The sequence below is a fragment of the Micromonospora sp. DT228 genome (genome assembly GCF_049841595.1).
Taxonomy (GTDB): Bacteria; Actinomycetota; Actinomycetes; order Mycobacteriales; family Micromonosporaceae; genus Micromonospora.
In genome coordinates, this window is record NZ_JBNCKO010000034.1 from 19,518 (window position 1) to 44,735 (window position 25,218).

At 68.9% G+C, this 25,218-nt stretch carries 16 protein-coding genes; 6 read left to right on the top strand and 10 right to left on the bottom strand.

Annotated elements, in window-relative coordinates; genetic code table 11:
- Positions 1–2,166 (bottom strand): hypothetical protein, encoded by a 2,166-nt coding sequence (locus ACLQ29_RS34705; RefSeq protein ID WP_425775592.1) that lies wholly within the window; start codon positions 2,164–2,166, stop codon positions 1–3.
- Between the two features lie 340 nt (positions 2,167–2,506).
- On the opposite strand from ACLQ29_RS34705, the gene ACLQ29_RS34710 reads away from it, so the two are divergent.
- From ACLQ29_RS34710 to ACLQ29_RS34720, 3 genes are all read left to right on the top strand, one after another.
- Positions 2,507–4,402, top strand: coding sequence for a RyR domain-containing protein (locus tag ACLQ29_RS34710; RefSeq protein WP_425775593.1), 1,896 nt, complete (start codon positions 2,507–2,509; stop codon positions 4,400–4,402).
- A complete protein-coding gene (locus tag ACLQ29_RS34715) occupies positions 4,399–4,911 on the top strand; it encodes a hypothetical protein (RefSeq protein ID WP_425775594.1) in 513 nt (170 codons plus the stop codon). Before ACLQ29_RS34710 ends, ACLQ29_RS34715 begins: the two co-directional genes overlap by 4 nt.
- A 715-nt stretch (positions 4,912–5,626) precedes the next feature.
- A protein-coding gene (locus tag ACLQ29_RS34720; RefSeq protein ID WP_425775595.1) for an IS5 family transposase occupies positions 5,627–6,504 on the top strand; the annotation gives its coding sequence in 2 pieces (ribosomal slippage) (positions 5,627–6,023 and positions 6,023–6,504; 879 coding nt in all).
- A gap of 18 nt (positions 6,505–6,522) precedes the next feature.
- On the opposite strand, the gene ACLQ29_RS34725 is transcribed toward ACLQ29_RS34720, so the two are convergent.
- The 3 genes from ACLQ29_RS34725 to ACLQ29_RS34735 form a co-directional block, all read right to left on the bottom strand.
- Positions 6,523–9,381, bottom strand: a complete 2,859-nt coding sequence (locus ACLQ29_RS34725) for a glycosyl hydrolase family 95 catalytic domain-containing protein (protein WP_425775596.1) — start codon at positions 9,379–9,381, stop codon at positions 6,523–6,525.
- A gap of 177 nt (positions 9,382–9,558) precedes the next feature.
- Positions 9,559–12,450 carry a glycosyl hydrolase family 95 catalytic domain-containing protein gene (locus ACLQ29_RS34730; protein WP_425775597.1) on the bottom strand — a complete coding sequence of 964 codons (2,892 nt, stop codon included), beginning with the start codon at positions 12,448–12,450 and terminating at the stop codon, positions 9,559–9,561.
- Between the two features lie 683 nt (positions 12,451–13,133).
- The gene (locus tag ACLQ29_RS34735) at positions 13,134–13,331 is read right to left on the bottom strand and encodes a hypothetical protein (RefSeq protein WP_425775598.1); all 198 of its coding nucleotides are present in this window, start codon (positions 13,329–13,331) and stop codon (positions 13,134–13,136) included.
- Positions 13,332–14,237: 906 nt separating this feature from the next.
- Between ACLQ29_RS34735 and ACLQ29_RS34740 the strand changes: the two genes are divergently transcribed.
- Positions 14,238–15,914, top strand: a complete 1,677-nt coding sequence (locus ACLQ29_RS34740) for a family 43 glycosylhydrolase (RefSeq protein WP_425775599.1) — start codon at positions 14,238–14,240, stop codon at positions 15,912–15,914.
- 65 nt (positions 15,915–15,979) lie between these two features.
- Here ACLQ29_RS34740 and ACLQ29_RS34745 read toward each other — a convergent pair whose 3' ends face one another.
- Positions 15,980–19,036 (bottom strand): immunoglobulin-like domain-containing protein, encoded by a 3,057-nt coding sequence (locus ACLQ29_RS34745; protein ID WP_425775600.1) that lies wholly within the window; start codon positions 19,034–19,036, stop codon positions 15,980–15,982.
- Between the two features lie 99 nt (positions 19,037–19,135).
- Between ACLQ29_RS34745 and ACLQ29_RS34750 the strand changes: the two genes are divergently transcribed.
- Positions 19,136–19,711 (top strand): DinB family protein, encoded by a 576-nt coding sequence (locus tag ACLQ29_RS34750; RefSeq protein ID WP_425775601.1) that lies wholly within the window; start codon positions 19,136–19,138, stop codon positions 19,709–19,711.
- Between the two features lie 79 nt (positions 19,712–19,790).
- Here the strand turns inward: ACLQ29_RS34750 and ACLQ29_RS34755 are convergent, their stop codons facing one another.
- The 4 genes from ACLQ29_RS34755 to ACLQ29_RS34770 all read right to left on the bottom strand — a co-directional run bounded on the left by ACLQ29_RS34755 (position 19,791) and on the right by ACLQ29_RS34770 (position 23,737).
- Entirely contained in the window at positions 19,791–20,357 is a 567-nt protein-coding gene (locus tag ACLQ29_RS34755; protein WP_425775602.1) for a hypothetical protein, read from the bottom strand.
- Positions 20,358–20,414: 57 nt separating this feature from the next.
- The gene (locus ACLQ29_RS34760; RefSeq protein WP_425775603.1) at positions 20,415–21,071 is read right to left on the bottom strand and encodes a response regulator; all 657 of its coding nucleotides are present in this window, start codon (positions 21,069–21,071) and stop codon (positions 20,415–20,417) included.
- On the bottom strand, positions 21,068–22,153 hold the full coding sequence (locus ACLQ29_RS34765; protein ID WP_425775604.1) for a sensor histidine kinase: 1,086 nt from the start codon (positions 22,151–22,153) through the stop codon (positions 21,068–21,070). Before ACLQ29_RS34765 ends, ACLQ29_RS34760 begins: the two co-directional genes overlap by 4 nt.
- 147 nt (positions 22,154–22,300) lie before the next feature.
- Entirely contained in the window at positions 22,301–23,737 is a 1,437-nt protein-coding gene (locus ACLQ29_RS34770) for a DHA2 family efflux MFS transporter permease subunit (protein WP_425775605.1), read from the bottom strand.
- A gap of 93 nt (positions 23,738–23,830) precedes the next feature.
- On the opposite strand from ACLQ29_RS34770, the gene ACLQ29_RS34775 reads away from it, so the two are divergent.
- Entirely contained in the window at positions 23,831–24,430 is a 600-nt protein-coding gene (locus ACLQ29_RS34775) for a TetR/AcrR family transcriptional regulator (RefSeq protein ID WP_425775606.1), read from the top strand.
- A gap of 109 nt (positions 24,431–24,539) precedes the next feature.
- Here ACLQ29_RS34775 and ACLQ29_RS34780 read toward each other — a convergent pair whose 3' ends face one another.
- Complete coding sequence (locus ACLQ29_RS34780; protein ID WP_425775607.1) at positions 24,540–25,028, bottom strand: hypothetical protein; 489 nt, start codon at positions 25,026–25,028, stop codon at positions 24,540–24,542.
- Positions 25,029–25,218: the final 190 nt, after the last annotated feature.

Here is a 25,218-nt window from a genome sequence, read left to right on the forward strand (position 1 = left end):
TCAACCGGCCAGCAACAACTGACGGACCCGACCGCCCAGCCCGTCGAAGACCGACCGGGCCTGTGACCAGGTGCGCGATCGTTCGACCGGGTCGCCGCCGTCCTCCGCGCCCGTGCCGGAGGCGGCCAGCCCACTGAGGGTGTCCAACTGGAACAGCGGCAGATACTCGGCGATCCCGTCGTACGTCTCGCAGAGCAGGTCCAACCGCTCCAGGTCAGTCGGTTGCGGACTCGCGCGGTGGCCGTCATACCACTGCTCGACCCCCTCGCGGAACGCTTCGATGAGGCGGCGGAGGACCACCGACGTGCCGACCGCGCGTTGGACGTCCCGGGAGCGCAGCAGCGACCGTAGCGCCTGCCCGCCGTCGGCGCCGCCAACGGTCGCGACCCGGTGCGGGGCGAACGCGTCGCGTAACCGGCGCTCGAACCCGGCGAGCTGATCCAGTGCGGCGACGGCCTCGACGAACATTCGTGCCACCCGCCCCGGCAGCGGTGACGTCACCCCCGTCGACGCCGGATGCTGCCCCGGGACGACGCCCAGCCGCCCGGCCGGGCCGGTGAGATCGTGCCGCAACTCGCCCCGCATCTCGTCGAGCTGGTACGACAGGTGTTCGATGGACCGTTGGGTGTTGCTCTGCTGGCGGTGGATGCGTTCGACCCGTTGGCGCACCGAGGTGAGCGCGTCCGCCCCGATCGCCTGCTCCAGCCGCCGCATCAGCGCCTTGACGCTGCCCGACAGGTCCTCGGCGAACGACTGCGGGTCGTGGACGATCGGCTCGATGCTGAACGTCCCGGCGAGTTCCGCGGCGAACTCCGCGGGCAGGTGACCGACGACCACCAGGATCACCTCGCTGTCCGGAACTGCCGCCCGGATCGCGACGACCCGCCGATTGAGGTCGTCGACCTCCTCGGCCTTGAGGACCGACTCGCTGAGCAGCACGCAGCAGCCGGCGTTGCGTTCCTCCAGGGGGATCCAGAAGTCCACAGGCAGGTCGCGCATCGATCCGACCAGGTGATCCCGCTGGTACGACCAGCCGTCCTGGGTGAGCACCCGCCGCACGTCGGCAGCGACGTCCTGCCGGTTGGCCAGGTCGAACTGGACCCGGACCACCTCGCGGACCATGACATGGGTGACAGGTGTGCCGGCCTGGGAGGCGCGCTGGAAGAGGTGGTAGCAGAGCCGGATCACCCGCCGGGGCACCCCGTCGGCGAGGTTCGCCAGGTATTCGGTGGTCTCCACTGTGAACGGCGCGAGTCGGGCCGTGCCGGACGCGCGCAACTGGGTCTGCCGGATGAACGTGCGGACGTCCTCGCCGGTCAGCGCCGACATCCGCACGATCGGCCCGATCCGCTGCCGTACGTCGGTGCTGAGGAGGTGCAGCATGTCGGGCAACCCGGCGATCACCAGGAAAGCCCCGGCGGAGGTGAACACCCCGAGCAGCCGTTGCAGGCGGGCCATCGTCTCCGGGCCGGGCCGGCCGCCCGCGGTGAGGATCTTGTCGAGCTCGTCGAGGACCAGTACGAAGCGATCGTGTCGTCGACAGTGCAGCAGAGCCAGCACGCCCATCGCCTCGACGGCGGTGGCCTCGACGTCCGCGCTTGCCGTCACCCCGGCGGCGACCAGCGCGGGGCCCGGGGGGTGACCCGAGAGCCAGTCCCAGGCGGCCACCTCGGTGTCCGAGTCGAGCAGCATCGCCAACGCGGTGCCGAAAGCCGGGTTGGTGGTGACCTCAGCGAGGCTCGCCCGCAGCCGTCCGACCAGACCGTCCGCCGAGCGGGTGGGGCCCGCGGGGTCGGGCAGATATCCGGTGAGCAGCTCCCGCACGGTGGCGCGGGACAGCCGGGACAGGAACCGCCGGTGCAGGGACAGGAAGGTGTCCCCGGGCGCGTCCAGGTAGATCGCCTGCCCGGCGGCTCCGGTGACGTTCCGGGCGTGGGCCAGCAGCTCGACAGCGAGGTGGGTCTTGCCGGTGCCGTAGTCACCGACGAGGGCGACCACCGCGCCGACGCCTGTGTGCAGGTAATCGTCGAGCTGGTCGGTCGCGTCGCGGACGGCGGCGGTGACCACCGTGCTCGCGCCCGTACCCTGCTCGGTCACCCGGGCCACGGCCGTCGGCGAGAAGGGATTGACCGGGCCTGCCGCCGGTGGACCTCCGGTTGCGTCCATCTCCGTGATCCTCCGGTAGGTCCGGCCTGGGCGCCAGGTGGCGGGGGACCGGAGGCCGACCCGCTCGTGCGCCCCCTCCAGCCCGTCTAGCAATCGTAGCCTTCGGTGGCCACCCCGGTGGACCGATCCGCACCTGCGCGCTGCGGTGTTCACCTGCAAAAAGGGCCGATCAGCCGGGGTGCCGATGGTCCGGTCGGATCGACTGCGTCGAATACGATGCGGAGTGGCCCGGTCTGGCCCGATCACGAGCCGGTCCGGAGGTGCGCGCGGACGGTGGGCATCGGCCCTCGGTCCGGCGACACTGGTGCGACGACGGTCCCCCGCACGAGGGAGTTGGTCGATGACGGGTCCGGTCCCCGGCGCGTACCGCCCGGCCGGAAGGGCACTGCGAATGGTCTTCGCGGTGATCGGCCTGGTCGCGCTGGTGCTCGGCTACGTCGGCTTCGACCGACTGTTGCGGGCCGAGCCGGGCGCGGGCCACGACCTGTACGACGTGGTCTACTACGACATCCAGCTCTTCGTGCTGGGCGCCGAGCCGTTGCAGGAGCCCGGCCCGTACCCGTGGCAGTTGCAGGTCGCCCGGTTCGCGGCCCCGCTGTTCACCCTGCTCGCCGTGGTGGAGGCCAGCCGACTGCTGTTGGCCGCCGAGATCCGGCGGCTGCGTGCCCGCCGGGCGGGGGGACACTCGGTGGTCTGCGGCGACTCCCAGTTCGCCCAGATGCTCGCCGACCGGCTCTTCACCGAGGGTGAGCGCGTGGTCGTCGTCCGCGCCGAGCCGTTCGGGCCACTGGAGTACCGACGCCGCCGCTACCTGGGGGTCATTGGGGATCCGACGAGTCCCGAGGTGCTGCGCGGAGCCGGCCTGCCGCATGCCCGCACCGTGTACGCCTGCACCGACGACGACGACCGCAACCACGCCATCGCCAACGCCGCGAGTCGCCTCATCCAGGACCGGCGGCAACCGGCCCGGGTCTACGTGCAGGTCCACGACCCGGAGATGTGCCTGTCGTTGCAGGCCAGACGACTGGGTGCCGCTGGTTCCAGCCGGCTGCGACTGGACTACTTCCACGTCGACGACGTCGCCGCCCGGGCCCTGCACCGCCACCACCCCCTGCCCTCGGCGCTCCGACGACCGGTGCGCATCCTCATCGCCGGTCGGGGCAGCTTTCGTCGTGCCGCGCTGGTGGCCAGCGCGCGGCACTGGCAGCTGCGCCAGACCGAGGCACCGGCCGGTCGGCCCCTGCCACCGCTGCAGGTCGACCTGGTCGCACCGGACGCCGCCGCCGAACTCGAACTGGCGAGCGCCCGGCACCCGTTCCTGTCCGGCGCGTGCCAGGTGCGGGCGTACGACCTGGACCTCGACGGTCTGGTCGGGTCGGGGATGCTGCGCCACGGCTACGACCGGCTCTACGTCTGCGCTGAGGACGAGCGGACCGGGCTCCAGTTGGCGTTGGACACGCCCGCCCTCTGGCAGCGGGCGGAGAGCACGGTGTTCGTACCGGTGTACCGGCAGGCGGCTCTCGCCGCCGCGTTCCACGGCGACCGGCGGCACGACCTGCTCGACGAGGTGCACGGGCGGCTCCAGCTCTACCCGGTGCTGACCCGGGCCTGCGACGCCCAGTTGATCGCCGAGGACCTCACCGAACGGCTGGCCCAGCAGATCCACGACAGGTACGTCCAGGCGCGGGTGCGCGCGGGAGTACGCCTGGGCGCGTCCCCCGCGATGGTGGACTGGGCCCGGCTGCCCGAGTCGCTGCGCCGGGCCAACCGTGCTCACGTGCAGGACATCGCGGCGAAGCTGTTGAGCCTCGGCTGTGTGGTGGCGCCTCGACACGGCACCACGGCCGGCACGGCGGACCCGGGCGCCAGCCGGGCCATCGACGACCGGATCGACGAGCTGGCCCGGTTGGAGCACGAGCGGTGGTGTCGGGAGCGACGGGGGGAGGGCTGGCTGTACGGCGAACCGCGCGACGACGCCCGCCGCCGGCATCCCACGCTGCGGCCGTGGGACGAGCTGGCGCCGGACGTGCAGGAGATGAACCGGAACGAGATCCGGGCGCTGCCGGAGGTGTTGTCCGACGCCGGCTTCGAGATGATCCGGCTGACCGCCGACCCGCCCGACCCGCCCGACCCGGCTGCCCCCGCCGACCCGCCGTCGCCGCCGCGGCAGGTAGTTGGCCCGGACGACGCCCCGCGTGCGCCGGGTGACCCGTCGGGCGAGAGGATCGGCGGATGACGCGGGACCCTCGGCCGGTCCGGGTGGGAGTCACTGGGCACATCAACCTGACCCCCGGCACCGAACGGCTCGTGTACGACGCCCTGCGTACCGAGTTGCGCCGGATCAGCGGGCGGCCGGTGCGGGGTGTCACCTGCCTGGCCGTCGGCGCCGACCAGGCGTTCGCGCGGGCGGTGCTGGCCACCGGCGGCGCGTACGAGGTGGTGCTGCCGGCGCCCGACTACCGGGAGCGGGTGATCCCCCCGGCCAACCGCGCGGCCTTCGACGACCTGCTCGGCCGGGCGGACGAGGTCATCCACACTGGATTCCAGCACTCCGGCACGGCGGCCTACGTGGCCGCCAACCGCGAGTTGCTGCGCCGGGTGCACCGGTTGGTGGCCGTCTGGGACGGGGAGCCCGGCTGTCACGAGGCGGCGACCGACCGGACGGTGAGCTGGGCGCGGCAGCGGGACATCCCGACCAGCATCGTGTGGCCAGCGGGCGCCCGGCGAACCGCCACCCCTGCCTGAGGACGCGTGCCGCGCGACCACGTCAGCACTGCCGTCGGCCGCGACCCGGGCCCGTAGGCGCTGCGCGCCCCGAAGCAGCACCCCGAGCAGCCGCGAAAGGACTGCTAGAAAGCGTTTTTGCCTGGATTCGGTCCGTTGCGTAGGACGTCGAGCTGTCGGGCAATGATTTTAGGCCTGTTTCATAAGGGCGGCCGGCCAGTTCTGACGAAACAGGCCTAGGGCCTGTGTCAAAGCCTTCGGTCGAGCCGAGGCGGAGTCCAGGCGGCGATCCGGCAAGGCGGAGATTCGTCCGGATACCGGTGTTGTATCCGGACGAATCTCCAACGCGGCCGGTCGTCGTCTGGGCCCGCCGCAGGCCGGCCAGGAGCTTTGACACAGGCCCTAAACGCGTCGTCCCTCGTCGGCAGCGGTGGGTGGGATCTGGATCCCACCCACCGCTGCCCCGAACCCGCAGACGCGTGCCCCGAGCACCGGCACCGCCACGTGGGCGCCGTCGAATGCCACGTCGACCGCAGCAGGACGAGCAAGCTACCAACCTGCCCCTGCGCGATCTGTAGCTGTCCGAAAGCCCCTAGGGCCTGTGTCGAAGTCGGTGGCGGGGTGCAGCGGTGACAATGTCTCGGCGTGGCGGTGATCGATAAGTAGCGAGGTCTCCGGTAGATGGTTCATCGACGAAGAAGACCATCAGCACGGAGACCTCGTGGCTACTTTAGCGGTGACGAGGCGGCATGACCTGACCGACGTGCACTGGGCAGCGCTGGAGCCGTTGCTGCCTGTGGGACGTAGGCCGGGTCGGCCGTCGGCGTGGACGAAACGGCAGCTCATTGATGGGATCAGGTGGCGGACCCGGGTCGGTGCGCCGTGGCGGGACATCCCGGAGTGCTACGGGTCCTGGTCGGCGGCGTACGCGGTGTTCCGTCGCTGGCAGCGTGACGGGACCTGGGCGAAGATCCTGACCACGTTGCAGGCCGGGGCCGACCAGGCCGGGCGGGTGACGTGGGACGTGTCGGTGGACTCCTCGGTTGCCCGGGCGCATCAGCACGCTGCTGGGGCGCGTAAAAGGGGGATCTGCAGGTCGAGCCGCCGGGCGGGGTGGCGGTCGAGCCGGCCGATCATGCGCTCGGGCGGTCGCGGGGTGGGTTGACCACGAAGGTGCACCTGGCGTGTGAGCAGGGGCAGAAGCCGTTGTCGATCGTGTTGACCGCCGGGCAGCGTGGGGACAGCCCTCAGTTCGTGGCGGTGCTTGACGGTATTCGGGTGCCCCGCCTGGGCGGCGGTCGGCCACGTACTCGCCCGGATCGGGTGTTGGCCGATAAGGCGTACACGTCGAAGGCGAACCGCCGTTACCTGCGCCGCCGCGGGATCGCCGCGACGATCCCGTCGAAGGCCGACCAGGACGCCAACCGGCGTAAGAAGGGGTCGAAGGGTGGGCGGCCACCAGCCTTCGACCCCGAGCGGTACAAGCAACGCCATGCCGTGGAGTGCGGCATCAACCGGCTCAAACGCCACCGCGCCGTGGCCACCCGATTCGACAAACTCGCCGTGCGCTACGAAGCCACCGTGCACATCGCCGCGATCAATGAGTGGCTCTGACCGACTTCGACACAGGCCCTAGATACGTTGAAGTTTGAATCGCTGGTTGGCGCCGGTGCCGGGTGTCCACTGGGAGATGCGGGCACCGTCGGCGGTCGACGCCTGCCACACGTCCATTGCCAGACCGCTTTGCCGGTTGATGAGTCTGACCACCCCGCCGCCCTGGTCGTCGACTCGCCATTGTTGGCTGGCGGCGCTGGATGTGTCGGGTTGCTGGGTGATGTCGGCACCAGTGCTGTTGCTGGCGGCCTGCAGGAACAAGCCGCTGTGCCGCGCCCTGATCCGGAAGTAGCCACTGTCCGCCGACACAAACTCGAACTGCTGGTTCTGTCCGCTGCCGCTCTGCCACTGGATCAGCAACCCGCCGGCGGCGGTGGACGCACCGTTGATGTCGGCGGCCTTGCCGCTGTGCTGGGCCACGAGCCGGTAGTACGCACCAGTCTCGACCGGCCCCGAGTTGACCCCGGACGCGCGGTAGGTGTGGCCGGCCTGGCCGGTGAACTCCACGAGATCGGCCTCGATCCGCGTCGGCTGGACGGCGCTGCCGCTCGTCTCGTCGCGCAGATCGAAGGTGCCGGCGAAGATCCGGTTGCGAACGCGGATGGGTCCCGCGCGGTCGGGAACGACGACGAGCTCGATTCGGCTGCTGCTCCACGTAGCGCCGACGGTGTATCCGCCGCGGCCCCGCAGCCCGGTGACCTGCCCGGTTGGCCAGGCGGATGGTAGTGCGGGCAGGAGGTGTAGTTCGCCGGCGTGGCTGTGCAGCAGCATTTCGGCGATGCCGGAGGTGGCGCCGAAGTTGCCGTCGATCTGGAAGGGCGGGTGCAGGTCGAACATGTTCGGCGCGAGCCGGTCGGTGCGCACCAGGTCGCGGAGGAGCTTGTGGGAGCGGGTGGCGTCTTCCAGTCGTGCCCAATAGTTGATCTTCCACGCGAGTGACCAGCCGGTGCCGTCGTCGCCGCGCAGTTCGAGGGTCTGTCGTGCGGCCTGGTGCAGCTGTGGTGTGCCGCGTTTGGTGATCTGGTTGCTGGGGTGCAGCCCGTACAGGTGGGAGACGTGCCGGTGAGTCCGCTCGGTCTCCACCCAGTCGGCGAGCCATTCCTGGACGTTGCCGCGGGACCCGACCCGCGTCGGTGGCAGGCGGTCCCGGGCAGTCAGTACCTGGGCGCGGTAGGTGGTATCCACGTTGAGGACTTCGGCGGCCCGTGCGACGCCATTGAACAGGTCGCGCAGGATCTGGTTGTCCATCGTCGGCCCCGCGCACACGCTGGCGTTCGTGTGATGACGCAGCTCGGGCGAGTTTGACGGGTTGGTGACGAGGTAGCCGAGCGTCGGGTGGCTGACAAGCGTGTCGAGGAAGAACTGGGCAGCGCCCTTCAGGGCCGGGTAGTTGGCGCGCAGGAACTCGACGTCCCCGGTGAACAGGTAGTGGTCCCAGATCATGGTGGCCAGCCAGGCCCCGCCGGTCTGCCACATCCCCCACAGGGCTTCGTCGACCACTGAGGAGCCGCGCCACGCGTCGGTGTTGTGGTGGGTGACCCAACCCCCCGCGCCGTACTGCGCCTGAGCGGTGCGGGCGCCGGTCACCGTCAGATCTTTGATCATGTCGAAGACCGGCAGGTAACACTCGGCCAGGTTTGTGGTGTCGGCCGGCCAGTAGTTCATCGGCAGGTTCGCGTTGATGGTGAACTTCGAGTCCCAGGAGGGGGCCATCTGGTCATTCCAGATCCCCTGCAGGTTCGCCGGCTGGCTGCCCGGCCGCGAGGAGGAGATCAGCAGGTAACGACCGTACTGGAACAGCAGCGCGGAAAACTGCGGATCGTTGACGCTCGCGTGCTGCGCGATCCGCACGTCGGTGGTCTGGTCGGCCGCCGTCGTGCGTCCCAGATCGATCGACACCCGGTTGAACAGCGCCTGATAGTCGGCCACGTGGCGGCCGCGCAACTGGTCGAAGCCGGTGCTGCGGGCCGCGTCGAGGTGCCGCCGCGCGATGCCCTGGTAGTCGCCGTTGACGGTCCGGTAGTTGACGTAACTGGAACCGATCGACACCAACAGGGTGACGCTTGTCGCGCCGGAGACCCGCAGCGTGCCGCCGGAACTGCTGACCGTGCCGCCGCTCACGGCGGCATTGGCCAGAGCAAGGAACCGGACCTGCCCGGTGATGCCCTCCATGTTGCCGGAAACACCGTCGAGGCCGATCGTGGCGGCGTCCGGGCTGGACACGGTCGTCCGTTGCGGGCTGCTGAACGTGGCGGTGAAGGTGATCGCGTTTGCCCGGTCGGCGGTCAGCCGGATCACGATCACCTGGTGCGGTGCGCTGGCGAACATCTCACGCTGAAACCGCACCCCGTTGAGCACGTAGCTGGTGGTAGTGGTGGCCGTGGTCAGATCGAGGGTCCGCTGGTACTGCGACGCCCCGCTGGCGCTGCCAAAAGCCAGCCGCAGGTCGCCGACCGGCTGGTAGGCCAACTGCCCGACCGGGCTGCCCAGCATGGTCTGGTTGATCAGATCCTGCGCCTGTGTCCACTGATCGGCGAAGACCCGCCGCCGAATCTCCCCCAGGTTGGCCGCACCGCGGGTGTTGGCCGAGTCGTACGGGCCACCGGCCCACACGGTGTCCTCGTTGAGCTGCAGCCGCTCGGTGTCGACATTCCCGAACACCATCGCGCCCAACCGGCCGTTACCAATCGGCAGAGCCCGCAGCCAATCCGTACCCGCCGGCTCGTCGTACCACAACGCCATGTCGTTGGCTGCCAGCACGTTCGGGGGTGCGGTCGACCCGGCCCGAGCGGCTGCGGTCCACCCCGCCGGCAGCAGCATGACACCAGCCCCAGCCGCCCCGGCGCCGAGAAGTTTCCTTCGTGTCACTTCGGACATGTTGTCTCCTTTACGCAGCCGAGCGATGCGGCGGCGGCCCCAGCCGCCCCGGTCGTGACGATCGAAGGGCAGAGAAGCGGAACGTTGACGAGGACGTCGCCTGAGTTTTCGAGGGTGTTACGGAGTTCAACATTCATCAGACGGCGTCGCTGCGACCAGTGCCTCTGACCGTCTGTCTCAGACATCAAGGATCTGCCATTCCTGGCTGATCTCGCCGCTGACCGGCTGCTGGACCGCCCTGGCGCCGTCCGCGGTGGAGCCGCCCTCGACACCGACACACCAGCCATTGCTCACATTGACGAACCGGTAGTATCCGCTTGTCGTCGCCGGTACGAGATTCCACCACTGGTTACGTCCGCCGTTGTCGGCCCACTGAACGAGTGCCGCGCCCTGGCCCGAGCCACCTGGACTGTCCAGGACCTTCCCGCTTTTGACACCGGACAGCCGGAATGAGCCGTCACTGTTGGGCAGCAGCCGCCACTGCTGGTTGGCCGCGCCAGTCCACGGCCACTGGATGATGGTTGCCCCGTCCGTGGTGGAGCCGCCGTTGACGTCCAGCACCTTCGCGCTGCGCCGGTTGACAAGTCGAACGACGCCGCTGGCGGCGGCGGCTGGCAGGCCTACGACGACCTGTATCTGTTGCCCGGCCGTCAACGAGATCACCCGGGCCTGCGGGCCGAGCGGCGAGGTGGTGACCGTCGCCGACGTGGTGATCGATGCCATCCCGCGCCGGCTGATCAGGGTGATCGCCTGGGTGATCGTCGAGGTGAGTGCCACGGTTACCGAGCGACCGGGCAGGTCCCAGGAGAGGCTGTGGATGCGGACCTGGTTGCGTCCGCGGACCCCGGTGATGGTGCCCCTGGCGAGCTGGCTGGGCACGGCGGGCAGCAGCTCGATGATGCCCGGCCTGGTGTAGACAAGCGCTTCGCTGAGCACGGCCGGCAGCGTGTTGGCCGCATCGGCGTTGTAGGTCTCCAGGTTCGGGTTGTGTGCCGTCATCAGCGACCGGAAGATCATGTTGTTGCCGATGATCTTCCGGAGGTTGCTGTAGACGCCGGCACCGTCCTTGAGCCGAGCGGAGGCGAGGGCGCGATGCAGGCTGCCGTGCGCGGAGGTGTTCTCGTCACCCCGCAGCGCCAGCGCCCTGAGAGCGGCGGTGACCAGCCCGGGGGCCTCCTCGGGATTGATCTCGTGCAGGGGCCACGCGCCGTACAGGTGATGGACGTGCCGATGGTTGTAGCGGTCCGTGAGCCCCGGCCAGGACCATTCGGCGAGGGCGCCGCTGCCGTTGACCGTGTAGGGCGGGAGCTTCGTCAGCAGGGCCGTCCAGCGTGCGACACCCTGACCGGCGCCCTGCTCGACACCGAGCGCGTTGGCAGCCTCGACGGCCGCCCGCAGGGCGTGTCTGCCGGCCTGGATGTCGCCGGTGGCGTTGATCGCCAGCAGGACGTTCGTGCTGGCCGGCGAGTTCTCCATCGAGAACGACGGCACGAACACCACACGGCCGGCCGAATCGGTACGGGTCAGGAAGTCCTCGTAGAACAGCGCCAGCTCCATCAGCGCCGGTCCCAGCTTCTCAGCCAGGAACGCCCGATCCCCGGTGACCTGGTGATACTCCAGCAGCGGGTAGAGCAGCCAGTCCGCGCCGCCGGTCCAGCACTGGCCGGGGAAGCCGGGGTCGAAGTGCAGCATGTACCCGTACTCGCCGTCGGTGCGCGATGGGGCCAGGAAGCCGCGGGCGCCGTACAGGTTGCGAGCGTTCGTGCGCCAGTGGGCGAGCTGCCCGAGGATCAGGTTGAAGTAGCCCTGCATGGCATCGCTGAGGTCGAGAATGTTGCCGCCGGCGACCTGCAGGTTGATGTTGGCATCGGTGGTGAAATCGTCTGCCCAGGCGCCATTCCAGGTGCCGGCCCAGATTCCGGTCAACCGCGGCGGCAGTACGCCGCTGGAGCTGATGAAAAGGTATCGGCCGCTGTCGTAGAGGCGCTCCAGCAGGGCCAGATCGATGGTGTTGCGGTTGGCGTTCTGCCGGGCGATCAGCTGGGTGGTCGACAGCTGCCGGTCGGCGGCGGAGACGTTCAGGTCCAGGCGGGAGCGGTCGTACATCGCCGAGTGCAGGCTGACGTGCCGGGTCCGCAGCTCGGCATAGTCGGCGCGCACCGCGGCCAGCGCCGCGTGCAACGGCCTGCTGTCCCAGGCCGTGGGTGACTCGTACCGGTCGAGTTTGGTCAGCAGGACGAGCCTGGTTGCCGCGGTGACGACGATGCTCGACCCGTTCGCGGCTACCGTGCCACCGGTGGCGACGACCCGGGTGACGCCCTCGAAGCCGAACGCGCCCTGCCCGGACGGGTAGGTGCCGCGCAGGTTCAGGTAGCCGGAACCGTCGCTGACGCTGGCCAGGGTGGTGAAACGGACCGAGCCGGGGACGCCCGCGAGGGAGGTGTTGACTCTCAGCGTCGCGTCGATCGATCGGCCGGATGCCGGGCTCAGTTCGTGTACGACGACGTTGTCGGCTCGGGAGGCGAAGGCGCGGCGGGTCCAGGTGCCGTTGCTGTCGGTCCAGGTGGAGGTGACCTCTCCGGTCCGGAAGTCGGTGCTGCGGGCGTATCCGTTGGCGGTGGTCATGCCGGGAGTGCTGATCTGCAACTCGAAGCCGGGGTGGTAGGTCTGGGTCCAGCGCAGGCTCCAGCCGGCCGCGAAGTCCGTGTTGGCTCCGGCGTAGTTCCCGGCCAGTGCCTTGTCTCGTACGCCGGCCAGCCGCCCGGAGATTGCTGGCGGGGTCACGCCCCGGCTGCCGTTGGGCAGCACGAAGCGGTGGTGATTGAAGATCACCTTTTCGAGGGTCGGCGTTCCGTACAGGACGGCGCCGTACTCGCCGTTGCCGGTGAGAAACCCGTCCGTCCAGGTTGTCGCCGCCGTCGCGTCGTAGATCCCACGCTCGGGTAGCGTGACCTGAGGCGCGGCGGCGGCGGCCCGTCCGGCGCCCACGGCCGGGATCAGGGCCGCCGAGCCGGCGGTCAGCGTGGCGGTGGCGAGCAGGCGCCTCCGGCTCACGGGCAGGTCTGTCATCAGAAGTTCCTCTCGACACCGCGCGCCGTCACTGGTTGCTGCGGCGTATCGACCGAGGCGATCGCGGCGTCGCCGGCCCGCCGCACCGTCAAGTCCGGTAGCCGCGACACTCTGCGTCGCGACCGGCAGGGCCGGGGCCGACCGGGAGTTGCCAGGGTCGGGCCGCCCGCCGTCAGGGGCAGGCCGAGCGGCACGGTCGCGGCCAGCCCGCTGACCGACGCCGACAATCGGCCACCCCAGCGGACGTTCCTGCGATGCACGGCAACCTCCGGTGACTCGCCCGGCAGCCTTACGGCTCCGGGTCAAGGCTTCGCTGCCGGAGGTGGTCGAATCGATTCGACGGTCCGCCAGCGTCGTCGGTCACCCGGGCGGGTGAACACGGCCGACACGTAGATGTGATTAACCGGCAACACGGGCGCTGAGTCAAGGATTTAGATCGATCTATCTTGTGTCGAAGCCTGAAATTCAATCAATCCCGACAAAAGCCGCAGCAAAGGTAGGATGAAAGGCCCCCTCGGCATCAGTTCACCCTGGAGATCATCGCGGACGCCGGTCACTTCCCGTGGATCGAGCAGCCCGACGCGTTCGACGCGGTCCGCGACAAGTGGTTCGCGACGCTGTCCGCCTGAAAGCCGGCACCTGATCTGCCGAGCATGACGCGGTGGGCCCGCCATCGGGTGCGTTCACTGGCGGCTCTCCCTGATCTTCGGCAGTGGCGTGCCGTTGTCGCACCGCGCCTTGATCTCGCTTTTGTTGTCCGTGTACAGCAGCACCACGCGGATCTCCCGGGCAGGACCCGATTCGTAATCCGTGACTCGGTAGCCGGAGAAGGGACCGACGTTCGCAACGTGAGCCTGGCCGCCGGTGCAGAGCACAGTCACCAAGCCACCGAGTGCCCGAACGGGTCTGCCCGGCTTCGCGGCCGCCGGTGCCGGTACGGCAGTGGCCGTCGCCGTCATCTGCTCGCCGCTCGGTGGCGCGGTAGGGCCGGGACTGGCCGACGACCCGGCTCCGAGGACAGGTGCAGCCGGCCCAGCCGGAGCGGTGGACGTTCGACTTGGTCCTGAAGTTGGTGCGGGCTCCGTGGAAGTCTGCCGGGGAGTGGGTGCCTCGGTGGCAGGCGCATCGGCGGCGCCCGGTGGGGTGGCGACCGGCGGCAAGCCGCTGCGACAGGGTCTGGCCGGGCAACAGTTCCATCACCACGTACGACACCTGACGCCCGGCAGCATCGGTGTGTTCGCCGAAGTCGTACACGCTCGTCACGTGGGGGTGCCAGAGGCCCGCTGCGGCCCTGGCCTCCGCACGGATGCGTTGTCGTGCGCCTTGCCAGAGCGGACTCGTCGTGGCATGGCGACCTGCTCCGACGCCTGTCACCAACCGTCCTGCACCACCGAAGAGCCCGACACCATGATCAGCCTCGTCGCATCGCATTGATGCTCTTGACACGCTCCAAATAGCACCGTTAACATCACCGAAACGTTGTTAGCGCTAACAGCCACCGGTCGCTGATCCGCGCCGGACGAGACCGAGTCGATGGGCGTGTGCGCCGGCAGCCCAACTGGTCGAGCGGAAATCCCTCTCCCACTCTTCGTGATCACCATCGAATGATGCCTCACATCCAGCAATTGACCACGTCAGTCCGGCCTATTCGTCACATCGGACTGCCCCGTTGTCAGCGCTAAATACGCCCAGACGGAAGGTGGGACCTAATGGTTGTCGAGAGGGCTGCTGGCAATCGACGTCGAGGGTTAGCGGCTATTGGCCTTGCTCTCGTGGTAGGAGTGGGCGTGGGTCAACTGACGCCGATCGTGTCGGCCTCGGCGGAGAAGCCCGCGCCGCCGGCGGCACCCGGCGTCGGGGCTCAAACCCCGTCCGCCAAGGTGCCACTGGCCGGCGTCGACATGGCTCAGACATACGTCAACCCGATCAATTTGCCCGGGATGGCCGTGCGCAACATCGTCGGGACGATGCCGCCTACGGACGAGTTTGTCGCAGACACTTCGCAAATCCCGGCCAGCTTGAACCTGGAGACGTGGACGGCAGCGTCCGGGCGGACTCTCGCGGGCCGATCCACCGCCGGGTTCGCCAGGATATCCGAGAACTCCGCACGTACCGGGGCGGACTGGTCCGCGCTGAACGTCGACGGGACCATCTATCTCTACGCGTCAGGCGCCATGCAGAGCGCGCCGAACAACAACCGCACTGTCTGGTCCACCACCGACTACCTGACGTGGACGCCCCATCAGATGAACCTGGGCCTGGTCGCACCAACCGTCGTGCAGCTCGGCGACAAGTTCTACATGGCCGGCAACAACACGCCGGTCTATCAAGCGGACTCGCCCACCGGGCCGTGGACCAGCATGGGAAGTTTCCTGCGCCCGAGCGGCCAGACGCTGAGCGTTGGCGACGTGCAGTTCTTCCCGGACACGGACGGTCGGCTGTACCTGACGTACAACATCGGCTCGCCGATCATGGGCGCCGAACTCGACCCGAACAATCCTCGGCAACTCATCAGCGACCCGGTCGTGCTGTGGACCTTCGACCCGCGCCAGGAGTGGCAGCACATCGGTGACAACAAGGCCACCTACACGCATGGGTACGTGGAGGGTTCGCAGCTGTTCAAGGTGGGGGACACGTACTACCTCTCGGTCGCGTCCGGTGGTACGGAGTTCACCACGTACGCGACCGGCGTGATGACGTCGAAGAAGCCACTGTCCGGGTTCAAGGTCACCCAGCAGAACCCGATCGGCTACGGAAACAACCACCCGAGTTCGGTATATCCGAACGCTGGGCACGGCAGTTTCGTACTCGACAAGTCCGGCAACCTGGTCTTCTTCTACACCTATGTGATCGCGTACGAGGAGTTCTTCGAGCGGCGACTGGGGATGGACATCTGCACCGTGAATCCCGCCGGTCCGAAACGGGGAGCGATCGATTGCGAGTTGTCCAACACGCCGCAACTGGCCCCGGGGAAGAAGATCTCGGGCCGGGACGACACCGGACTCTACAATGTGGCCACCAACAGCCAGGCGTACTGGGCAAGCAGCTACGCGCCCGGGCGCAACCCGTACTACGGAAGCGACCGCTCCCTCTCCACCTGGTGGGAGCCGGCTGACGGCGACACCGCGCCCACGTACATCAGGGGCTTCGGGACCGTCTTCCACATCTCCGCCGCGCAGATCCAGTGGAAGGAACTCGGACGCGCGTTCACCAAGGACAACGCGGTGCGGTACACGCTGGAGTACAAGGACATCGCCACCAACACGTGGCGGCCCTTGGTCGACAAGAGTACGAACTCCACCGCGTACACGGCTGACTACGTCACCTTCGACCGGGTGCTGACGAACGCAGTCAGACTGAAGGTCCTGGGTACGACCGAGAACGTCAAGGTCGGAGTCCACGAACTGAACGTCTTCGGGGAGAACTACAACCTGGCCGTCGAGAAGGGCATGCTCACTCGATAGTCCGGTCGCTGGGCCGTGCGGTGGGAGCGGGCGAGATCAACAGATCTCGCCCGCTCCTCCCTGTGCTAGGGGTGCCGGTGTGGCTTCCGTACTGTCAATTTCTGGTAATCGGCGGCGTGGGGCTGGTAGGTCGGGTTGCCGGAGTAGGCAACGTGGACCCGGTAGGCCCCGGGCTGCAGATCGGCGGTCGGCAGGTCGACGACGGCCCTACCGTCCGCAAGTGGCACGACGTGCACGGTGCCGCCGAAGGTGACGGTGACCTCGCCGGTCGGGGTCGGAGCGTGGTGCTTGCGCCCGCCCGGCTCAACAGTCACGTTCAATCTGAACGTGCCCCCGCGGACAACCGACGCCGGCGCGGCCTTCGCCTGGACCTTGACGGCGGCCGGGCCGGAGGGCACCCCGAACGATGCCGTACCGGCCGACGCTTTCAGGTAGTCGAAGCCGAGGTACTCGGCCTTGACCGTCCGGGCACCCGCCGGCAGACCTGTCGGCAGCGTGACCGTCGCTGTGCCGTCGCTGAGGTGGGCGATCTTCGACCACGAGCCGATGCTGAGCCGCACCTGACCGCCGGTCTCGAACCCGTCGGCTGCCGTGACTGTCACGGTGGCCGTGGTCGTCTGGGCGCCGTTCGCGTACGGCTCGACCGCCACCTCGGTGGTGGTCGTGACGTCGCTGTTCGGGATTCCGCGGATATCGTTCCACTCGCGGACGGTCAGCGGAATCACGGTGCCGTGACGCGGACGAACGACACCCGCGTTGGTCATCGTGATCGCCTTGGCGTTCCAGGTCGGCGCCTCGACGTTCTCGTGACACGCGGCCTGGTATCCGCCACCGTTCGTGTACCGGTCACCCCAGAGGTAGAACTGGTCGGGGCAGGAGGTGTCACCGGGGTTCGCCTTGAAGATGACCGGCCCCTCGTACCCCTGGTTGGCCACCCACGTCGTGCGCCCCAGAGCCGGCGCGACCAACGTCCAGTTGTCGATGTTGCTGTCCAGGAAGTCGGTGTGCTTCTCCGAGAAGATGTCCGAGCCCTGGTTGCCAGCCTCGTTCTTGGTCACCCGGTAGTAGTGGTCACCGACCCGGATCGCGGTCGTGTCGATCCGCGACAGCGGGGCCGGATCCTGCCAGACCCGGGGAGCGGAGAACGTCTGGAAGTCTCGCGTCGTGGCATACCACATCTGCGCGTTCCCCTGACCGGTGCGGTTCACGGGGTCGCTCCACAGTGACTGCGCCCAGAACACGACGTAGGCGCCGATCTCCTCGACCCACAGCGACTCTGGCGCGAAGGCGTTGCCCGCGTTGTCGGGCGCGACCTTCACGTGCCGCTGAGGGGTCCAGTTGACCAGATCGTGCGACTCGAACACCTCGATGTACTGGGTGTCGTTGATGGCGTATCCACCCTGGTCGTACCAATTCAGGTCAGTGGCAATCATGTAGAACGTGTCGCCGTCGGGTGAGCGGACGATGTGCGGGTCACGAAGCCCCTGGTCGCCCAGTTGGGAGATGAGCGACGGCCGACCTCCGGTCAGACCGGTCCAGTCCAGGGCGGTGTTTCCGTTGGAGGTGGCGAACATGATCTGCTCGCCGTCGGCAATTCCCTCGCCCTTGAAGTACCCCATGAAGTACCGCTCGTACTCCTCGGACCGCGGCATGGCGGCGATGGTCACCGGGAACGACTTCTGCTGCGAGGCCGTCCCCTTGGTGATGGTCGCCGTCAGGGTGGCGGCGACATCCTCGTGGCCGAAGGCCGGGCGGCTGACCGCACCCGTCGGGGTGACGAGGCCGGTGGTCGACTTCCAGGTGATCGTGGATCCGAACTCGCCCCTGGCCGCGAGGTCGAGGTTTCCGCGTACCCCGTCGGTGGCGTCCAGGGTCAGGTCGAAGGCGTCCCGGTCGACCGCCTGCGCATCGTCGAACTCGGCCTTCACCACGACGGGGATCTCCCGTGTGGTGACCTTCTGGGCGCCCTTGCGGACGGTCGCCGTGAGGGTGGCTGTCGCGTCGGGCTGTCCCCGCGCGGGCCGGGTGATCCTGCCGGTCACCGCAACCTTGCGTGCGCTGGGGAGGGCTGGTGGGGCGTTGACCTCGACGACCGACGGGTCCGAACTCGTCCAGGTGATGGTCGAGCCCGCCACGGAGCCCACCTTGGGCAGAGCGATATCGCGTACGAGCGCAGTGGTCCGGCCGAGGTCGATGGCCGCGGCGTCGGCGCGGACCCCAGCGGAGACGGTCTTCTCCGCCAGGACGAGTGTCTCGTCGAGACCCACCGCCCGGTCGTACACGCGGAAGTCCCGGATCGTTCCGCGGAACGAGTAGTGGCCCGACGTCTGCGAGCGACCGAGGAAGTTGCAGTTGGTCCCCGCGGCGTTCACCGACGGCGCCGTGGTCAGGTTCGCCGACGTCGCGTGCAGCACGCCGTCGAGGTAGAGCCTGCCGGTCGAGCTCGTTCCGTTCGAGTTCAGTGACTGGGTGTAGGTGACATGAGTCCACGCTCCCTCGAGCATGCGGACCCGGTTCTGTTGGAGGTTCGCCGGACCCACCGCGACGCGGAATCGCTGGGTGTTCGACGCGAAGATGGAGCCCTCGGCGCCGGTGTCGGCGTCGCACGAGCCGGACTTGCGGCCGAAGCCCCACATCTGGTGCTCGCCGACGTTTGCCGGGTCGACCCACACGTCGTAGTCGACGGTGAGGTTGGACATGCCGGCGGTAATGTCGTTCGGCAGTGCCACGTATGCGCCGTCGAGGGCGCTCTCGTAGGAGTCGGGGTTGAACCTGACCCCTTCGCCGGTCAAGGCCGCCTTCTCGGGATTCACGAGCGTGGCGTTCGCCGCCGCGCCCGCGCTACCCGAGTTGACAAGTGTCGTCCCACTGGTCTCGTCGAGTGCGAAGTGGTGCACCAGACCCTCGTCGAGCTGCTCCTCGGCGGCGTGCGAGGGCGTCGCCGCGAACGAGACCGAAAGAAGCGCACCCAGTGCCAGGACGGCGACCCCTCTACCCTTGCGACTCGGCCCGAGACGTGGCCTTCGCTGTCGCAGTCTCAACTGATCCTCCTCGATCGTGGTGGCGATCTCTCTAAGGTGGATGGAATTGATAACGCTAACTACGGTGTGCTGCCTGGTCAACGCAGTGCGTCGCGGCCACCCAGCTCGATCAGGTCGACACTGATGCCGGCCAGGGCCGTCGGGGCGGCGTGACACTCAACCGGGTGCCATAGTGCCGCCATGAAGGAAGACCTACACAGCTACTTGAAGGGCGGCCGCGACGCGCTGCTGTGGAAGCTCGACGGTCTCAGCGAATACGACATTCGGCGTCCGTTGACCCGGACCGGCACCAACCTGCTCGGTCTGGTGAAGCACTCGACAGCCACGGAGATCCTCTACTTCGGCGTCGTGTTCGGCCGGCCGTTCGAGCAGGAGCTGCCGTACGTCGGCGACGGAGCGGAGATCAATGCCGACATGTGGGCGACCGCGGACGAGACCCGCGAGGAGGTCGTCGCACTGTACCGCCGCGCGATCGCCCACGCCGACACCACAATTGAAGCCCTCCCGCTGGATGAGGTCGGCCGCGTGCCCTGGTGGGGCGACGCAGCCGCCACGTTGCACCACGTCTTGGTCCACGTCACCGCGGAGACACAACGGCACGCCGGCCACGCTGACATCGTGCGCGAACTCATCGACGGCGCGGCCGGGCTGCTACCCAGGTACGACAACCTGCCGTCCGCTGGCGAGTCATGGTGGCTGGACTACCGCCAGCGCGTGGAGCAGGCCGCCCTCGACGCCAGCAAACGCAGCAACTAGGTCACGTCGGCGACAGGCGTAGGACCTCGCGGTGCAGACCCGGATTCCGTGGCGATCGCTGTGCTAGGAATCCATGGCGTCACGGTGGCGGTGGGGGGCCCGGTACGCCGTGGGACCGCGACATCGACCGCAGCCCCAGATAGAGGAACGGCAACAGCAGGAACAGGTCCGCCAGGTGCGCGATGGACGCCTCCCGGGTGACGCGGCTCAGCGGGAACACGACCGCGCCCAGGCTGACCATGATGCCGACCGGAAGTGGTGTCGCGCGCACCCTGGCCAGCACGAGGCCCAGGACGAACAGGCTGACGGGAAACAGCGGTCCGCACGTCCAGTACACCGCGAAGGCGGCGAAGGGGTGCTCGCCAAGTCGTTCGACCGCATCGGCGTGCGAGACGGCGAACAGCCCCTCGTGAATGCTCTGCACGCCGTAGGCCACCCCGCCGATCGCGCCGAACACAGTTACCGGCAACCCGACCGCGACGTACTTCGGCGCCGTGGGCCGCAGCCGCTCGAACAACCCGATCAGCCCGATGAGCCAGCACGCGGTCGACAACACGATGATCGTGCCGGCGGTGACGCCTTGAGTGTCGTTCTGCCAGAAGAAGCCGGCGAGCAGATTCAACGCCGGACCCAGGATAAGAAACATGACCGGAACGCTACGAGCGGCGTACCCGTACCGGATCTGCCATCGGTGGGCGCCGGCCTACCGCGGTCGCGGTAGGCCGACAAGCCCGCTGCGGTACGCGAACACGACGAGCTGTGCCCGATCGCGAGCCCCGAGCTTCGTCATCGCCCGGTTGGTGTGGGTCTTCGCCGTGGCCGGGCTCATCCGCAGCCGGTCCGCCACCTCCACAGTCGACAGGCCGTCGGCGACGAGGCCGACCACCTCCCGCTCCCGCGGGGTCAGGCTGTCGAGGCCCGGTACTGGAGGACCGCTGGCGAAGGCGGCGATGAGCCGTCTGGTCACGGCGGGCGCCAGCAGCGCGTCACCGGCGGCGACCACGCGTACCGCCCGACGTAGTTCGTCCGGCTCCAGATCCTTGAGCAGGAACCCGCTCGCGCCGGCCTGCAGCGCCGCGAAGACGTACTCGTCCAACTCGAAGGTGGTCAGCACGACAACGCGTACGTTGGGCAACCTGGCATCGGCGAGGATGCGCCGGGCGGCCGTCAAACCGTCCGTGCCCGGCATCCGGATGTCCATCAGCACGACATCCGGCCGGTGCGCTCGGGTGAGAGCGATCGCCTCCTCCCCATCAGTTGCCTCCGCGACAACCTCGATGTCCGCCGCCCGCTCCAGCAGGACCCGGAAGCCCGCGCGTACGAGGGTCTGGTCGTCGGCCAGCAGGACTCGAATCGTCATACCGGCAGCCACCCCCGCACCTCGAAGCCTCCGCCGTCGGCCGGCCCCGCTCGAAGCCACCCGCCCAGCCCACCGGCGCGCTCGGCCATGCCACGCAGCCCGTTGCCGGCTACCGGGACGCCGCCCCGCCCGTTGTCACGCACCGTCACCGACAGTCCGTCGGGTCGGTATCCGACACGCACCTCGATCTGGGCCGCACCGGCGTGCCGCAACGCGTTCGTCACCGCCTCTTGAACGATGCGGTAGGCGGTGGTTTCCACGGCCCGCGGCAGCGCGCGCGGCTCGCCATCGCAGGTCACGACCGCACCTGTCGATTCGGCAAGCGCGGGCAGCCGATCGAGCGTGGGCGTCGGCGGTTCCGGCCCGGCCGCCGGGGTGCCGTCGCGCAGCACGCCCACCGCCGCGCGTAACTCCACCATCGCCTCGCGGCTGGCCCGGCGTACCTCGCGCAGCGCGGCTCGGGCCTGGGCGGGATCCTCGTCCAGTACGTCGGCCGCGACGCCGGCCTGCACCGACACCACGGCCAAGGTGTGCGCCGTGACGTCGTGGAGCTCCCGGGCGATGCGGATACGCTCCTCGACGACCCGCTGCTCGGCGGCCCGACTCTGGTCGGCCGCCAGCAACGCCAGCTGGGTCCGGCGCCCGCGCACCACCTCGCCGAGCAGCAACGCCGCCACGAACACCACCGTCGAGCTGTCCAGCGACGCGTCGAACGGCCTCGCGCCGGCCACCGCCACCCGCCCCTGGGCGTCCAGGAGCACGAACAGGGCCGCGACGACGAGACCCACGCGCTGCCGCGACGCCGCACCGACGGAGTACAGCGCGACCCACGCGGGCACCGCCGGCGCGCCACCCGGGTAGTGGAAGATGTGGTAGGCCAGGTAGAGCCCGCCCACGAGAATCAGCACACCGACCGGCCACCGCCGTCGAACGGGCAGCACGAACACCATCACGGTGGCGACACCGTACGCCCACAGGTCCGGCGCTCGGTCACCCAGCGCCACCGGCGTCGTCGCGAGCCGGTACGCGGTCAGCACGCCCACGGCCGCCACGATCATCGTCTCCACGACCCAACGCCGCATACCGCCAGACTGTACGGACCGCCGGACCCGTCGACATACCACGAACGTCGTATCCGCCTCGCCCGAGCGCCCGGCTCAGTGGGTTTCGGGTGTGCCGGTGTGCCGGTGTCGTCGCACAGTTGTCCCTCAGCGCTCTCCGCTCAGTGTTCAGTTGTCGACCGGGCTGGTTCGGGGTATCCAAAGGGCGAGTACGGCACCGAGGGCGACCACGGCCGCGCCCACCGCGACCGCCGGCCTCAGGCCGTCCACGAAGGTCGTGCCGGTGGCGTACCCGCCGTGGGCGGCGAAGACCGAGGCGAGCACGGCGACTCCGACGGCTACGCCGAGTTCGCGGACGGAGTTGTTGGTGCCGGAGGCGACGCCCCGGGCGCCTTCCGGAACGCTGGCCATGGTCGCGGTGCTGATCGGGGCGAAGGTCAGTCCCATCCCGATGCCAGCCAGCGCCAGTGGCACGGCGAGCACGCCGTAGGCGACGTCGGCCGTACTGACCAGGGCGAGCCAGCCGAGTGCGATGGCGAGGGCGCCCTGACCGGCGACGATCAGGTTGCGGACGCCGAGCCTGCCCACCAGGAGCCCGGCCAGCGGGGCAACCACCATCGGCGCCATGGTCCATGGCATCGTGCGTATCCCTGCCTCCAGTGGACTCAGTCCCTGCGCCACTTGGAAGAACTGGGCGAGCAGGAACACCGAGCCGAAGACGCCGACCGAGAACGTGAACGCCACCGCGTTGACGAGGCTGAAGGTGCGGGAGCGGAAGAGCCGCAGCGGCAGCATCGGGGTCGAGGTCCGCCGCTCCCACCAGAGGAAGCCGCAGATCAGCGCGGTGCCTCCGACCAGCGCCGCCACCACCCCGGGCGAGGTCCACCCGTGCTCCTCGCCGTGCACCACGGCCCAGACCAGGGCCAGCACGCCACCGGTGGAGAGGCCCAGGCCGGCCGGATCCAGCCGGGACGACGGGCCACGTGATTCGCGCAGGGTGATCGCGGCCAGTCCGATGGCGAGCAGTCCGACCGGTACGTTGAGCCAAAAGATCCACGTCCAGTCCAGCCCTTCGACCACCGCTCCGCCGACCAGTGGGCCGACAGCGACACCGAGACCGCTGATTCCGCCCCAGATTCCGATGGCGGCGTTGCGGAGCCGCTCGGGGACGGCGGCGGCGAGCAGGGTGAGCGACAGCGGCAGCACGGCCGCTCCGGCCGCTCCCTGGACTGCCCGGGCGGCGATGAGCATCCACGGTTCGGTGGCCAGGGCGCAGGTGGCGGAGGCCAACGTGAACAGGCCGATGCCGGCGAGGAAGAGCCGACGACGGCCGATCCGATCGCCGAGCGCGGCGGCGGTGAGCAGCAACGCGGCGAAGGGAAGCGTGTACGCGTTGACGAACCACTGAAGGTCGGTCAGGGAGGCGCCGAGTTCCGTCCTGATCACCGGCAGTGCCGTCGTCACGACGAGATTGTCCAAGGTGACCATGAACATCGGCACGCCGACGGCGGCGAGCACCGCAGCCAGGGATGGGCCGGCGGGCCGGTCGGGCGGGCCGGGAGGAAGTATGGCGGCGCTCTCGGTGACGGCGTCTGCACCGGGCATCAGGAACTCCTTGTTGTTATCCGATGATAACTAAGCTTCCGTCAAAGTAACTATCGACTGATAACATGTCAACGTCCCTCTGAAGGAGCACCGATGACCAGGACCCGGCTGACCGCCAGCGAGCGCGGCGAACAACTGGTGGCCGCGGCGGTCAAGGCGTTCGCCGCCGCCGGTTACGCCGGCACCACCACCGATGACGTGGCTCGGCTGGCCGGCGTCTCGCAGCCGTACGTGGTCCGGTTGTTCGGCTCCAAGCAGCGACTGTTCATTGCCACGGTCGAGCACGCCGCCGGCCGGATCGAGCAGGCGTTCCAGCGGGCGGCCGAACGGCAGGCGGACCTGCCGAGCTTGGCCACCGCATACGAGGAACTACTGACCGAGCACGACCTGCTCGCCGTGCTGCTGCACGGGTACGCGGCCAGCTCCGACCCGACGATCGGCGCCGCCGTACGCGTCTGTTTCGGCCGGATCTATCAGTTGGTCCGGGACGTGACCGGGGCGACCGCCGAGGAGACTCGCGAGTTCCTCGCCACCGGGATGCTGCTCACCGTCATGGCGTCGATCCGCGTCATCGGGTCGGACGCGGTTACGCCGGAACCGTGGATGTCGGAGATCGCCGCGACGATCTACAAGCCCGCCCCGGAAAGCGGGTCCGGACCTGACGGCGAGGCGGCGAAGCAAGCCGGCAGATAGTGGCGGGTGGCGAGAGGGCGCCGGCCCGGGCGCCGCGGGCCGGCGCGGACATACGAATCGGCGGTGACCGTCCGGGTGACGGTCACCGCCGATTGCGTGGTCGTACCGGTCAGGCGGCCGAGCAGGCGGTGTCCAGCTCCTTCATGGCGGCTTCCAGGGCCTTCTTGCTGGGCTTGGCGTCGGCGGACTTGTTGTACGCGTCGCTCAGGCTCATCATCTCGTTCTGGATTTTTTCCGAGGCGGCGCTGACTGCCTGGTTGGCACCCATCGAGTGCGCCAGGATCGCGACGGAGCCGGCGGCCCACTGGGCACTGACCGCGAAGTGCCCGGCTGGCGGGCCGATCTTCTCGGCCTTGGTGATCTTGGCCGCGTTGTCCTTGATGTCCTTCTCGATGTCGGCGCAGGCCTTCACTGTGACCGCGTCGATGGCCGCGGCGCTGGTCGCGGTGGTGGCCGCACCGCCGGTTGGGGCGGCGCTCGAGGGCACAGTGGACGGCGATGGTGCGGTGCCCTCAGTCTTGGGCTGCGGATCGCAGCCGGACATCGCGATCGCCGCCGCGACGGCCAGGCCACTCAGGACGAGTCGAGTTCGGTTCATCGATGCTTCCCCCATGATCTTCATGTTCGGCGCACGCTACCAGCCCCGGTCGATCGGGTGGGAGCAGTTAATGGGCCGACCAGGATCGAGCCCCAGGTGTCCGCTGGTGACGCCCTAGTACGACAGCCGCCATTCGTGATCATGGTTGGAATTCGAGGTTGAGGCGGCGGGCGTAGTGGGCTCGTCTGGC

Bases quoted from the DNA above. Each gene is read 5' to 3' on its own strand.
- ACLQ29_RS34750 (WP_425775601.1), top strand. From the start codon at position 19,136: ATGAAGGAAGACCTACACAGCTACTTGAAGGGCGGCCGCGACGCGCTG.
- ACLQ29_RS34760 (WP_425775603.1), bottom strand. From the start codon at position 21,071: ATGACGATTCGAGTCCTGCTGGCCGACGACCAGACCCTCGTACGCGCG.
- ACLQ29_RS34705 (WP_425775592.1), bottom strand. From the start codon at position 2,166: ATGGACGCAACCGGAGGTCCACCGGCGGCAGGCCCGGTCAATCCCTTC.
- ACLQ29_RS34765 (WP_425775604.1), bottom strand. From the start codon at position 22,153: ATGCGGCGTTGGGTCGTGGAGACGATGATCGTGGCGGCCGTGGGCGTG.
- ACLQ29_RS34710 (WP_425775593.1), top strand. From the start codon at position 2,507: ATGACGGGTCCGGTCCCCGGCGCGTACCGCCCGGCCGGAAGGGCACTG.
- ACLQ29_RS34770 (WP_425775605.1), bottom strand. From the start codon at position 23,737: ATGCCCGGTGCAGACGCCGTCACCGAGAGCGCCGCCATACTTCCTCCC.
- ACLQ29_RS34730 (WP_425775597.1), bottom strand. From the start codon at position 12,450: ATGACAGACCTGCCCGTGAGCCGGAGGCGCCTGCTCGCCACCGCCACG.
- ACLQ29_RS34725 (WP_425775596.1), bottom strand. From the start codon at position 9,381: ATGTCCGAAGTGACACGAAGGAAACTTCTCGGCGCCGGGGCGGCTGGG.
- ACLQ29_RS34715 (WP_425775594.1), top strand. From the start codon at position 4,399: ATGACGCGGGACCCTCGGCCGGTCCGGGTGGGAGTCACTGGGCACATC.
- ACLQ29_RS34775 (WP_425775606.1), top strand. From the start codon at position 23,831: ATGACCAGGACCCGGCTGACCGCCAGCGAGCGCGGCGAACAACTGGTG.
- ACLQ29_RS34780 (WP_425775607.1), bottom strand. From the start codon at position 25,028: ATGAACCGAACTCGACTCGTCCTGAGTGGCCTGGCCGTCGCGGCGGCG.
- ACLQ29_RS34755 (WP_425775602.1), bottom strand. From the start codon at position 20,357: ATGTTTCTTATCCTGGGTCCGGCGTTGAATCTGCTCGCCGGCTTCTTC.